Raw genomic sequence first — 12,910 nt, forward strand, 5'->3', positions numbered from 1 at the left:
CGGTGGCGGGTCGGGTCACCTCGCGGTGACCCGACCCGTCTTCCCGGGGGAGCTACTTGATGGCTTCGATCTTCAGCAGGTCGATGCGGTCGAAGAGGTCCATCTCCACGTTCATGACCTTGTTCGAGTGGCCGAAGTTGTTCTGGCCGTACCGGAGCGGGATCACTGGCATGTCCTCGGCCAGCAGGTCCTCCGCGGCCTGGTACTTCTTGACCGCCTCCTCCTCGTTCGCGGCCTTGGCGCCCTCGGCGAGCAGCTTGTCGAACTCGGGGTTGCTGTAGCCGTAGTAGTTCGACGAACCGTTGGTGCTGTACAGCGGGCCCAGGTAGTTCTCCATCGACGGGTAGTCCATGACCCAGCCCATCCGGAACAGGCCGACCGGCTGCTTGGCCTTGACCTTGGTCAGCAGATCCGCGAACTTCGGCTCGGCGTTGCCCACGCAATCCACGCCCAGGTTGGCCTTGAGCTGGTTGCAGGTCGCGTCGATCCAGTCCTTGTGGCCGCCGTCGCCGTTGTACGACAGCTCGATCTTCTTCGGGCCGCCCGCGGCCTCGTACGCCGCCTTGGCCTTGGCCGGGTCGAACTCGCCGGCGGCGCCGATGGTGTTCTCCCGGTAGCCCGCGACGACCGGCGAGACGAACGAGCGGGCCGGCTGCTGCGAGTCCTTGAAGATCGACCTGGTGATCTCGTCCCGGTCGATCGCCATCGAGATCGCCTTGCGCACCTCGGGCTTGCTGAACTCCTCCTGGAAGGTCGGGAAGGCCAGCACCTGGAGCGACGAGGCGGGGCTCTGCTTGAACCGGTCGCCGAGGTCGGTGCCGGCGGTCGACAGGTTCTCGGTCGGGATCGTCTTGATCACGTCGAGGTTGTCCGACAGCACGTCCGCGTACGCGGCGGTCGGCTGCTGGTAGATCCGGAACTCGACGCCGGCCACCTTCGGCTGCTGGCCGGGGAAGGCGTCGTACTTCTCCACCTCGACCTTGGCGTCGTGCTGCCACGAGCCCTTCATCCGGAACGGGCCCTGGCCGATCGGGGCCTGCTCGTACCCCTCGGCGAGCACGCCGGGGGCGGAGAACGCCGCCTTCGGCAGCGGGTAGAACGCCGTGTAGCCGAGCATGGTCCGGAACTCGCTGTACGGCTGGGCCAGCGTCACGGTGAAGGTCAGGTCGTCGACCTTCTCCAGGCCGGTCAGCGTCTTCGCCTTCGGCTGCTCGCCCTGGAGGTCGTCGTAGCCGGCGATCTTCTCGAAGAAGTAGCTGGAGTTCTGCCCGTTGGGGGCGTACGCGCCGTGGTTCCAGGCGTCGATGTAGTTCTCGGCCGTGACCTTCTCGCCGTTGTGGAAGGTGTAGCCGTCCTTGAGCTTGACCGTCCAGACCTTGTTGTCCGACGACGTCACGGACTCGGCGGCCACCTCGTACGGCTTGTTCGCCTCGTCGTAGTCGACGAGCGGGCTGAACAGGGCGCTGAGCACCTGCGAGCCGCTGGTCTCGTTGGTGTTGGTCGGCACCAGGTGCTGCGGCTCGGCGATCTCGATCCGCACGGCCGCACTGGGGTCGCTCTCGCCGGATCCGCCGTCGCCGCCCGAGCCGCAGGCCACCAGGCCCAGGGTCACCGCGAGCGGGAGGGCGGTCCAGGCGGCAAGCCTACGAACACGCATTCGGTCTCCTCATCTCCATTACGCTGCGCGGTCAGGCCCGGCGCTGGGTAACGCTGCGCAACGATCGGTAACGGTAGGTCGCGGGAGCGGCGATCGGCAACGGGGCCGTGGTGAACCCGTAACGGAGCGGGGTCTCCGGCCTTGCCCGCAGCCGCCCGCCCTGCTACGTCCTGTCGGAGAAATGGGCTTTCAGCAGCCCTCGGGGGCGCGGATCGAGCCGGGATGGCAGCAATACGCGACACGCGTCCCGTCGACCGCCAAGAGTCCGGTTTACGGCCCCGACGGGCCGAGCGCCCGGACCGGCCGGTGACGTGGTCCACAGATTGTCACAATCAGTGACAATGCCCACGTGGGCTCATCGTCACGGACTGTGGTGGGCCGGCCCCCGGCCCCGGTCGGGCCGGGCTGCCCGTCGCGGCGGACGCGGGTCCCCGGATCGACGTGCCCGGGGCGTGAGACGATCTGGACGTGACGGCGACGATCCTGGACGGCAAGGCGACCGCGGCGGAGATCAAGGACGAGCTGCGGACGCGGGTCAAGGCACTGGCGGAACGCGGCATCACCCCGGGACTGGGCACCGTCCTGGTCGGGGCGGACCCCGGTTCCCAGGCGTACGTCAACGGCAAGCACCGCGACTGCGCCGAGGTGGGCGTCGCCTCGCTTCGTCGCGAGTTGCCCGCCGACGCCACCCAGCAGCAGGTCGACGACGCGCTGGCCGAGCTGAACGCCGACCCGGCCTGCCACGGGTACATCGTCCAGCTCCCGCTGCCGGGTCACCTCGACACCCAGCGCGCGCTGGAGATGATCGACCCGGACAAGGACGCCGACGGGCTGCATCCGGTCAACCTCGGTCGGCTGGTCCTCGGCTACCCCGGCCCGCTGCCCTGCACCCCGCGCGGCATCGTCGAGCTGCTCCGCCGGCACGACGTGGCGCTGCGCGGCGCCAATGTCGCCGTCGTCGGCCGGGGCAACACCGTGGGTCGCCCGCTCGGCCTGCTGCTCACCCGGCGCAGCGAGAACGCCACGGTGACCCTGTGCCACACCGGCACCCTCGACCTGGCCTCGCACACCCGGGCGGCGGACGTCGTCATCGTCGCGGCCGGGGTGCCGGGGCTGCTCACCGCGGACCTGGTCACCCCCGGCGCGACGGTGGTCGACGTGGGCATCACCCGGGTGATCGGCGAGGACGGCAAGGGCCGCTACACCGGCGATGTCGCCCCCGAGGTGGCCGAGGTGGCCGGGAAGCTGGTTCCGATGCCCGGCGGCGTCGGCCCGATGACCCGCGCCATGCTGCTCACCAACGTCGTCGAGCGCGCCGAGGGCAACTGAGTCACCGTCCGGTCCGTGGCTGCCGTCTCCGTGGCTGCCGTCCGGGGCCGGCGGCGGGGCCTCGGCCCATCCTGTCGAAAGGTCGCCGGTTATGCCCCGATCGGTGCCAGGATGACTGATACGGGCCGGTAATCCGCCGGGTATCAGGGAGTGGGACGACCATGGGTAAGAAGGTCACTGTCGTCGGGGCCGGCTTCTACGGCTCCACCACCGCGCAGCGCCTGGCCGAGTACGACGTCTTCGACACCGTGGTGATCACCGACATCGTGGAGGGCAAGCCGGCCGGCCTCGCCCTGGACCTCAACCAGTCGCGCCCCGTCGAGGGCTTCGAGACCACGGTCGTCGGCGTCACCACCGGCCCGGACGGCGAGGGGTACGAGGCCATCGCGGGCTCGGACGTCGTGGTGGTCACCGCGGGCCTGCCGCGCAAGCCGGGCATGAGCCGGATGGACCTGCTGGAGACCAACGCCAAGATCGTCCGCCAGGTCGCCGAGAACGTGGCCCGGCACGCCCCGGACGCCGTGGTCATCGTCGTGTCCAACCCGCTGGACGAGATGACCGCGCTGGCCCAGCTCGCCACCGGGTTCCCGAGGAACCGGGTGCTCGGCCAGGCCGGCATGCTCGACTCCGCCCGGTTCACCAACTTCGTCGCCGAGGCCCTGGCCGTGCCGGTGCGGTCGGTGAAGACCCTGACCCTCGGCTCGCACGGCGACACCATGGTGCCGGTCCCGTCGAGGAGCACCGTCGACGGCAGGCCGCTGCGCGAGGCGATGCCGGCCGAGCAGATCGAGGAGTTGGTCGTCAAGACCCGCAACGGCGGTGCCGAGGTGGTCGCGCTGTTGAAGACCGGCTCGGCGTACTACGCCCCGTCGGCCGCCGCCGCCCGGATGGCCAGGGCCGTCGCGGAGGACTCCGGGGAGGTGATGCCCGTCTGCGCCTGGGTCGACGGCGAGTACGGCATCTCCGGCGTCTACCTCGGCGTCGAGGCCGAGATCGGCGCGGGGGGCGTCCGGCGAATCATCGAGACCGACCTGGACCCCGACGAACTGGCCAGCCTCAAGTCCGCCGCCGAAGCCGTCCGCACCAAACAGTCCGACATAACCGACATGTAACCCAACCCGCGCCACCTTTCCCCGTTGATCAAGAAGTTCGCGTCACACCAAGCCCGGAAACTTCCTGATCAACGCTGCCGGTGGGGCAGCGCCAGGAAGGGCTCGCCCAGGTGTGGGGTGGCCAGGGTGGTCGGGGGGTGCGCGAGCAGGGTGCGCAGCAGGGCCGTGCGGCTGTCGCGGGCCGTGGCCGGCTGCTCGTCGTGGGCGTACGCCAGGGCGGGGTCGACGAGCTGGACCGTGTGCACCAGCAGGTCGCCGGTGACCAGTAGCCGCTCGTCGCCCGCGTCCACCAGCACCGACTGGTGACCGGGGGTGTGCCCCGGCGTGCTCAGCACGCGTACCCCCGGGGTCAGCGGGGTGTCGCCGTCGAGGACCCGGAGCTGGCCGGCGGCGCGCAACGGCGCGATCAGCCCGGCGGCCAGCCCCGGATTGACCGACCCCAGGGCGTCCAGCTCGGCGCGTTGCACCAGGTAGTCGGCGTTGCCGAACCAAGGTGTGCCGGCCGTGCCGGTGACCGCCCAGCCGACGTGGTCGGTGTGCAGGTGGGTCAGCACCACCGTGCGGACGTCGGCGGGGTCGATGCCTGCGGCGGCCAGCTCGGCCGGTAGCCGTCCCGGTACCGGGGCCCAGCTCGCGGCGGGGGAGCCGGCCGGGCCGATGCCGGCGTCGACCAGGGTGACCGGGCCGTCCCCGGCGCGCAGGGCGAAGCAGCGGAACTGCAGCCACCACCGCCCGTCGTCGGTGACCGCGGCCGGGTCCCGCTCGTCGGCCGCGCGCCAGTGCTCGGCCGTGGCGCTCGGGAACGCCTCCTCGCGGGGCTGGAAGAACGGGCCCTCCCCGTCGGTCAGCGCGGTGACCGTGATAGACCCGAGGGTGCGGCGCGGCGGCATCCGGTGATGGTGCCAGCGATCTCCCGTGCCGTGCACCCCGTTTTCGGCGGCCCACCGAGCCCGGCTGGGGACTGCCGGCCAGTTTCCAGTACGCTCGTACTGCTTGAGCATGTGTCCCCCGAGAGGAGCGCCGGTCGATGGCGAAGATCAAGGTAAACAACCCGGTCGTGGAGATCGACGGCGACGAGATGACCCGGATCATCTGGAAGCAGATCCGGGAGCAGCTGATCCTGCCCTACCTCGACGTCGACCTGCACTACTACGACCTCTCGATCCAGCACCGCGACGAGACCGACGACCAGGTCACGATCGACGCCGCCAACGCCATCAAGGAGCACGGCGTCGGCGTCAAGTGCGCCACCATCACCCCGGACGAGGCCCGGGTGGAGGAGTTCGGTCTGAAGAAGATGTGGCGGTCGCCGAACGGCACCATCCGCAACATCCTCGGCGGCGTCGTCTTCCGCGAGCCGATCATCATGTCCAACGTGCCGCGGCTGGTCCCGGGCTGGACCAAGCCGATCATCATCGGCCGGCACGCCCACGGTGACCAGTACAAGGCCACCGACTTCGTCGTCCCCGGCCCGGGCACGGTGACCATCACCTACACCCCGGCCGACGGCTCCGCGCCGGTGGAGATGGAGGTCGCCAACTTCCCCGGCGGCGGCATCGCCATGGGCATGTACAACTACGACGAGTCGATCCGGGACTTCGCCCGCGCCTCGTTCCGGTACGGCCTGGACCGCAACTACCCGGTGTACCTGTCGACCAAGAACACCATCCTCAAGGCGTACGACGGCCGCTTCAAGGACCTCTTCGCCGAGGTGTTCGAGAACGAGTTCAAGTCGGAGTTCGCCGCCGCCGGCATCACCTACGAGCACCGGCTGATCGACGACATGGTCGCCGCCGCCCTCAAGTGGGAGGGCGGTTACGTCTGGGCCTGCAAGAACTACGACGGTGACGTGCAGTCCGACACCGTCGCGCAGGGCTTCGGCTCGCTCGGCCTGATGACCTCGGTGCTGCTCTCCCCGGACGGCCGCACCGTCGAGGCGGAGGCCGCGCACGGCACCGTCACCCGGCACTACCGGCAGTACCAGAAGGGCGAGAAGACCTCGACCAACCCGATCGCCTCCATCTACGCCTGGACCCGGGGCCTGGCCCACCGGGGCAAGCTGGACGGCACCCCGGCGGTCACCGAGTTCGCCAACACCCTGGAGCAGGTCATCGTCGACACCGTCGAGGGCGGCCAGATGACCAAGGACCTCTCGCTGCTCATCTCGCGGGACGCCCCGTGGCTGACCACCGACGAGTTCATGAACGCGCTGGACGAGAACCTGGCGCGGCGGCTCGCCGCCTGACCGTCCGTCCGTCCCCCGCGCGGGGATGCGTCACCGACCGAGCCCGCCGGCCCCGTGCCGGCGGGCTCCGTCGTGTCCGGGCTCGACCGTGTCCGGGCGGTGACCTTCCCTGTACGCCTGCCGTCACCGTGCGTGAGATTGCTCGTTGAGCCCGGTGGACGTGGTGCCAGTCGCGTCCAGGAAGGTTGACCGCGGGTCGCCTCGCGGCGCGAGTGCCGACAAGCCAGCCTTCCCGGCTGTCGCACACAGCCAGCCGTCCCTTCCCTGCGGGGGGCCCGTTCCGGGCCCCCCGCGCCCGGTATCCCTGCCGAATCTCCGGTCAGGCGGCGCGGAGCAGCTCGGCGGCGCGTTCCGGGGCGATGTCGTTGATGAACACCCCCATGCCCGACTCCGAGCCGGCCAGGTACTTCAGCTTGTCCATGGCACGCCGGATGCTGAACAGCTCAAGGTGCAGGTGCCCCAGCTCACGGTCGATCCGTACCGGGGCCTGGTGCCAGGCGGCGATGTAGGGCATCGGCAGGTCGAACAGCCCGTCGAAGCGGCGCAGCAGGTCCAGGTGGAGCGGGCCGAGGGCGTCCCGCTCCTCGTCGGTCAGGGCGGGGATGTCCGGCACCGGCCGGTGCGGGGCGACGTGCACCTCGAACGGCCATCGGGCCGCCGCCGGCACGTACGCCGTCCAGTGCTCGTTGCTCGTGACCACGCGCGTCCCGGCGGCGCGCTCGGCGGCGAGGACGTCGGCGTAGAGGTTGCCGCCACCGGTGCGCCCGGCGTGCCGACGGGCCGCGCCGAGCATCGCCCGGGTGCGTGGCGTGACGAACGGGTACGCGTAGATCTGGCCGTGCGGGTGGTGCAGGGTCACCCCGATCTCCACGCCCCGGTTCTCGAAGCAGAACACCTGCTCCACCCCGGGCAGCTCGGCCAGCGCCGCCGTGCGGTCGGCGAGGGCGTCCAGCACGGTGCGGACCCGGTGCGGCGGGAGGCCGGCGAACGACGCGTTGTGGTCGTCGGTGAAGCACACCACCTCGCACCGCCCCTGGCCGGGCCGGACCGGGGTGAACGGGGTGATCTCCGCAGGTTCCTCGGCGATCCGCTGGCTCAGCGACGGGAACCGGTTCTCGAACACGGCGACGTCGTAGTCCGGCGCCGGGATCTCGCTGAGCCGGTCGCCCCGGGACGGGCAGAGCGGGCACTGGTCGGCCGGGGGCAGGAAGGTGCGGGTCTGCCGGTGCACGGCGACGGTCACCCACTCGTCGGTCAGCGGGTCGTACCGGAGCTGGGACGCGGGCGGGGGCGGCGGCAGCTCCCGCCGGTCCGGCTGGTCGCGGACCGCGTCGTCCCGCTCGTCGAAGTAGATCAGCTCCCGACCGTCGGCCAGCTCGATCGTCGTACGCTTCACTCCGCCGCTTCCTCCTCTCGTCGGCGCGGCCGGCGTCAGGTGGACTGCAGGCGGGGCTCCACCCACCCGGTCTCGGTCAGGTGATGCATCACCGCGTGCACCGCCTCGTCGATCGACAGGTCGGTGGTGTCGACCACCACGTCGGCGTCCGCCGGCACCTCGTACGGGTCGTCGATGCCGGTCATCCCGGTGAGCAGGCCGGCTCGGGCCCGGGCGTACAGGCCCTTGCGGTCGCGCTGTTCGCAGACCTCGATCGGGGTCGCCACGTGCACCAGCACGAAACCCGCCCCGGCCGCGTGGGCCATCTCCCGGGCGGTCGCCCGCGCCGCCGCGTACGGGGCGATCGGGCAGCAGACGCCGACGCCACGGTGCCGGGCGATCTCGGCGGCCACCCAGCCGATCCGCCGGATGTTGAGATCCCGGTCCGCCTTGCTGAAGGTCAGCCCGGCGGAGAGTTCCCGACGCACCACGTCGCCGTCGAGCAGGGTCACCGTCCGGTCCCCGCCCTCGCGCAGCACGTCCGTCAGGCCCCGGGCGATGGTCGACTTGCCGGAGCCGGAGAAGCCGGTCAGGAACACCACGAGCCCCCGGTGCCGCCGGGCCGGGCGGGCCCGGGCGAGTTCCTTGGCCACCGCCGGGGGGGTGTGCCACTCCGGCAGCGGGAAACCCCGGTCGAGCAGGTCATCGAGCTCCGCCTGGCTGAGCGCCAGCCGCCGGTTGCGCGGCGGGATGTCCTCCCGCCAGCGCCACTGCCCGTCCCGGTTGTCGTAGGCCAGATCGCGGGGGACCAGCACCCGCAGGCCGGCGCCGGAGAGCATCTCGCCGGTGGAGAGCAGGTGGGTCACCCCGTACGCGGCGGACACCCGGGCCTGGAGCAGCGCGTCGCTGATCTCGTCGCGGCGGCGGGACAGCGGCACCGCGACCAGGGTCGCCGGGGGCATCCGGTCCCGGGCGGCGAAGACCGCCCGGACCAGCGCCTCGGAGGGCAGCCCGTTGGTCGTTCCCTCGCCCACCGGAATCATCACCAGCAGGTGCGCCCCCAGAGTGCGGACCGCGTGGGCGATCTGGGCGAGCTGCGGGCGGTGCAGGGGCCGGTCGGCGAGGACGCCGAGCACCCGGCCCGGGGGCAGCAGCGCCCGGATCTCCTCCGGGCTGCGGCGCAGCCGCTGGAACGGGCCGTGGCCGCCGTCGCCGAGCCGCCGGACCGGGCCGCCGATTCCGGCGACGCCGTCCCGGGCCGGCCAGACGTCGGTGACCTCCAGCGCGGCGATCGGGGCGCCCTCGCCGTCGGTCAGCACCAGCGCCCGGCGCTGCGGGTCGGCCGGGTCCAAGCCGTCGGCGAGCGCCGCGGGCACCTGGAGGGTCACCGGCACCTGCCAGGGCGTGCCGTCGGCGAGCCGACCCCGCCGGCCGACGCCGACCAGGTCAGCCCTGGTCATGAAGCCGGCGAGCGGCGCGTACGCCCCGGTCAGCAGCAACTCCAGATCGGCCAGTTCCCCGGGCCGCGGCGTGTACGCCGGAGCGTCCCGCAGCACCTCTTCGGGCAGCACCCACCCGTTACTCATCGCACCCCCCACTACTGGCCGGCACACAGTTTCTCAGTCGACCGGCGATCGGTCGAGAGCGCCATTCCCCCTACCCGGGGTGGAGTTGCCGGTACCGGTCGGCCGGCGGCCCCGGCGAAGCGCCGAGGTGTCGTCGGCCACGGACGGCAAGGCGGGCGGGGCGGCGTTTCTCCGCTGCCGTTCACCTGCGGTCCAAAGCTCATCCACAGCTTGTTCATACGCCGTTTCCATGACCGTTCGCTTTCCTTGGCCTCCAGCCGTTCCGTCACCCGAGGAACCCGACCGGAGGAAGCGTGTCCATGCGTCTACGGTTCAACCGCCGAGCCCGTCCCCCAGACCCGGCTGCTGACCACCGAGGCGACCCGGCACCGGATCCCGGCCCCTCGACCGCCGGCCCGGACCACGCGGGTCACGCCCTGCGGGCGCCGAGCAAACTGCACGCGTTCAACCGGTACGAGATCAAGTACCTGGTCGCGACGACGAAGGTGGCGGCGCTCCGGCGTGAACTGGCCGGCCGGCTCGCCCCGGACAGCCACGGCGGCGACGGCGGGTACGGCGTGTGGAGCGTCTACTACGACACCACCGACCTGCGGTTCTACTGGGAGAAGATCGAGGGGCTGCGGTTCCGCCGCAAGCTGCGGGTACGCCACTACGGCGACCGCTCCACCGTCGACGACGACACCACCGTGTACGTCGAGATCAAGCAGCGGGTCAACCGGGTCACCCAGAAGCGCCGGATCTCCCTGCCGTACCGGCTGGCCCGGCGGCTCTGCGACGAGCGGGTGGCGGTCGAGCACGACCCCGCCCAGCGGGCGTTCGTCGAGGAGGTGCTCGAACTCGTCGCCGGCCTCGATCTGCGCCCGGTGGCGATGACCGGCTACCAGCGCGAGGCGTTCGTCGGCCAGGACGCCGACCTCGGGCTGCGGGTCACCCTCGACCACCGGATCCGGGGCCGGGACCGCGACTTCCACCTCGGGGCCGACGCCGAGAACCGGCTCATCGTCCCGGCCGGGCTGTCGATCGTCGAGATCAAGGCCAACGAGCGGGTCCCGTACTGGCTCACCGACCTCGCCGCCCGCGCCGAGCTTCAGGTGGTGCGGGTCTCCAAGTACTGCCAGAGCGTCGAGGCGTTCGGTCGGGCGCCGCGTTCGGTCTTCCACGTCCAGGACGACGACCCCGCCGCCGGCCTGGCGGCGGTCACCCCCACGAGAAGTGAGGCCTGAGCACCGATGGACATCACCTTCCAGGACCTGTCCGGCACGTTCAGCGTCGGCGACATCGCCCTCGTGTTGTCGCTGTCCTTCCTGCTGAGCGCCATGATCGGCTGGGTCTACCGGGCCACCCACCGCAACGTGTCGTACAGCCAGTCGTACGTGCAGACGTTGATCATCCTCGGCATGCTGATCTCGCTGATCATGCTGGTGGTGGGCTCCAACATCGCGCGGGCGTTCGCCCTGGTCGGGGCGCTGTCGGTGGTGCGGTTCCGCAACGCGATCAAGGAGACCCGGGACGTCGGGTTCATCTTCCTGGTGATGGGCGTCGGGATGGCCTGCGGCACCCGGTTCTACACCCTGGCCATCGCCGCCGCCGTCGCGATCAGCCTGATCATCGTGGTGATGTACCGGTTCAACTGGTTCGCCCTGAACGTGCAGCGCCAGGTGGTCAAGGTCCAGGTCCCGGCCGGCGGTGACCACACCGCCGACATCCAGGACGTGCTGGTCCGCTACACCACGGAGTTCGAGCTGGTCAGCCTGGAGACGATCCGGGCCGGCGCGCTCACCGAGCTGATGTACACGGTCCGGCTCAAGAAGGGCAGCGAGCCGGGCGAACTGATCTCGGCGCTCGGCGAGCGGACCTCCGGCCAGCGGGTGACGGTGCTGACCGGCTACGACCAGACGGACCTGTGATGTCCGGGCCGCTGCGCACCCGGTCCCTGCTGCCCCGCGCCCTGCGGCGACGCCTACCGGTGCGGGTGCGGCAGAACTGGAAGCTGCTGACCACCTGCGTGGCGTTCGTCGCCGTCCTCACCCTGGTGCTGGGCACGGCGCGGATCCACCCGTACGTCACCAGCGCCAGCGACACCGGGGCGAACGCGGTGACCGTGGACATCGCCGGCACGACGGACCTCTTCGACGCGACCGCCGCCCACTCGATCCGGCTCACCTTCCGCGACGCCGACTACGAGCGGATGCTCGACACCTACTGGAAGGAGGGGGAGAAGGAGTACGTCGAGGCGGACCTGACCGTCGACGGCACCACGGTCCCCAGCGTCGGCATCCGGCTCAAGGGCAACTCGACGCTGATCGGGCTGACCTGGAAGGGCGAGAGCAAGCCGCGACAGGGCGGCGGCGACTTCCCCGGCGGGGGTGCCGCCCCCGGCGGGGGTGCCGCCCCCGGCGGGGGTGCCGCCCCCGGCGGCGGACGCCCCGCCCCGGGCGCCGGCCAGCAGCAGGGCCAGGGTCAGCAGCCGGGCCGGGGTGGGTTTCCCGGCGGGGGGATGGCCCGGACCTCCCTGAAGGCCGAGGAGCCGGAGACGTTGCCCTGGCTGATCAGCTTCGACGAGTTCGTCGACGGCCGCCGGTACCAGGGGCACCAAGAGGTGGCCGTCCGGGTTTCCGGCATGGGCGGCGGCTCCACCGTGCTGAACGAGGCGCTGTCGCTGTCCCTGCTCGCCGGCGTCGGCGAGGCGGCCCAGCGGTACGCGTACTCCTCGTTCACGGTGAACGGCCGGCCGACCACGGCCCGGCTGCTGGTCGAGCACCCCGACGAGCACTTCGCCGACCAGATGGACGGCGCCGGGGTGCTCTACAAGTCCCTGGCCAGCAGCAGCTTCACCGACCAGGGTGACGACCAGACCGACTACCAGGACGACTTCAAGCAGATCACCATGCAGGGCAGCCAGGACCTGCAACCCGTGATCAACCTGATCAGGTGGGTGAACTCGGCGAGCGACGAGGAGTTCGACGCGCAGCTCGCCGACCGGGTCGACGTGGAGTCGTTCGCCCGCTACGTCGCGCTCCAGAACCTGCTGCTCAACTTCGACGACATGTCCGGACCGGGGAAGAACTACTACCTCTGGTACGACCTGGAGACGAAGAAGTTCAGCGTGATCAGTTGGGACCACAACCTCACCTTCAGTGGCAACGCCGCCCAGGGGCCGCACGACAGCGGCGGCCTCGGCATGCCGGGCGGGATGCGGCCCACCGAGGGCGCGCAGCCTCCTGAGGGGGCCGGGTCGCCCGGCGGGGCGGGGCTCCCCGGTGACGCCCAGCCGCCGGGCGGCGCAGACGCCGGGCGGGAGGGCGGAACCGCCGAGCGCGGCCGGCCGGGCGGCATGATGTCGGGCCACAAGCTCAAGGAACGCTTCCTGGCCAGCGACGCCTTCAAGGGCGTCTACGAGGACGCGTACCGCGCGCTCTACCAGCAGGTGTACGCCGACGGGCGGGCGACCGGGTCGCTCGACGCGATCACCACGGTCCTCAAGACGGTGGACGGGGCCGACGCGACGGCCGTGGACGCCGACGCGGACCGGCTGCGCACCCTCGTGAAGCAGCGGACGGAGAGCCTCCGCAACAACGAGGTGATCACCCGCGGCTGAACCCGGCG

10 protein-coding genes are annotated in these 12,910 nt (G+C 71.3%); 6 read left to right on the top strand and 4 right to left on the bottom strand.

Annotated elements, in window-relative coordinates:
- Window positions 1-52: 52 nt before the first annotated feature.
- Entirely contained in the window at window positions 53-1,657 is a 1,605-nt protein-coding gene (locus ACH4T9_RS08125) for an ABC transporter substrate-binding protein (protein WP_396670249.1), read from the bottom strand.
- Between the two features lie 468 nt (window positions 1,658-2,125).
- On the opposite strand from ACH4T9_RS08125, the gene ACH4T9_RS08130 reads away from it, so the two are divergent.
- Window positions 2,126-2,986 (top strand): bifunctional methylenetetrahydrofolate dehydrogenase/methenyltetrahydrofolate cyclohydrolase, encoded by an 861-nt coding sequence (locus ACH4T9_RS08130; RefSeq protein ID WP_396670248.1) that lies wholly within the window; start codon window positions 2,126-2,128, stop codon window positions 2,984-2,986.
- A gap of 161 nt (window positions 2,987-3,147) precedes the next feature.
- Complete coding sequence (gene mdh / locus ACH4T9_RS08135; RefSeq protein WP_396670247.1) at window positions 3,148-4,098, top strand: malate dehydrogenase; 951 nt, start codon at window positions 3,148-3,150, stop codon at window positions 4,096-4,098.
- A gap of 68 nt (window positions 4,099-4,166) precedes the next feature.
- On the opposite strand, the gene ACH4T9_RS08140 is transcribed toward mdh, so the two are convergent.
- The gene (locus ACH4T9_RS08140; protein WP_396670246.1) at window positions 4,167-4,988 is read right to left on the bottom strand and encodes an MBL fold metallo-hydrolase; all 822 of its coding nucleotides are present in this window, start codon (window positions 4,986-4,988) and stop codon (window positions 4,167-4,169) included.
- A gap of 137 nt (window positions 4,989-5,125) precedes the next feature.
- On the opposite strand from ACH4T9_RS08140, the gene ACH4T9_RS08145 reads away from it, so the two are divergent.
- Complete coding sequence (locus tag ACH4T9_RS08145; RefSeq protein ID WP_396670245.1) at window positions 5,126-6,343, top strand: NADP-dependent isocitrate dehydrogenase; 1,218 nt, start codon at window positions 5,126-5,128, stop codon at window positions 6,341-6,343.
- A 319-nt stretch (window positions 6,344-6,662) separates the two neighbouring features.
- Here the strand turns inward: ACH4T9_RS08145 and galT are convergent, their stop codons facing one another.
- Window positions 6,663-7,739, bottom strand: coding sequence for a galactose-1-phosphate uridylyltransferase (gene galT, locus ACH4T9_RS08150; protein WP_396670244.1), 1,077 nt, complete (start codon window positions 7,737-7,739; stop codon window positions 6,663-6,665).
- 35 nt (window positions 7,740-7,774) lie between these two features.
- Entirely contained in the window at window positions 7,775-9,304 is a 1,530-nt protein-coding gene (cysC, locus tag ACH4T9_RS08155; protein WP_396670243.1) for an adenylyl-sulfate kinase, read from the bottom strand.
- 299 nt (window positions 9,305-9,603) lie between these two features.
- Between cysC and ACH4T9_RS08160 the strand changes: the two genes are divergently transcribed.
- Genes ACH4T9_RS08160 through ACH4T9_RS08170 form a run of 3 tightly spaced genes read left to right on the top strand, consistent with a single transcriptional unit; the run spans window position 9,604 to window position 12,902 of the window.
- Entirely contained in the window at window positions 9,604-10,527 is a 924-nt protein-coding gene (locus ACH4T9_RS08160; protein ID WP_396670242.1) for a polyphosphate polymerase domain-containing protein, read from the top strand.
- A 6-nt stretch (window positions 10,528-10,533) separates the two neighbouring features.
- Window positions 10,534-11,211, top strand: a complete 678-nt coding sequence (locus ACH4T9_RS08165; protein ID WP_396670241.1) for a DUF4956 domain-containing protein — start codon at window positions 10,534-10,536, stop codon at window positions 11,209-11,211.
- A complete protein-coding gene (locus ACH4T9_RS08170; protein WP_396670240.1) occupies window positions 11,211-12,902 on the top strand; it encodes a CotH kinase family protein in 1,692 nt (563 codons plus the stop codon). The genes ACH4T9_RS08165 and ACH4T9_RS08170 overlap by 1 nt, the downstream gene beginning before the upstream one ends.
- Window positions 12,903-12,910: the final 8 nt, after the last annotated feature.

The sequence above is a fragment of the Micromonospora sp. NPDC020750 genome (genome assembly GCF_044334565.1).
Taxonomy (GTDB): Bacteria; Actinomycetota; Actinomycetes; order Mycobacteriales; family Micromonosporaceae; genus Micromonospora.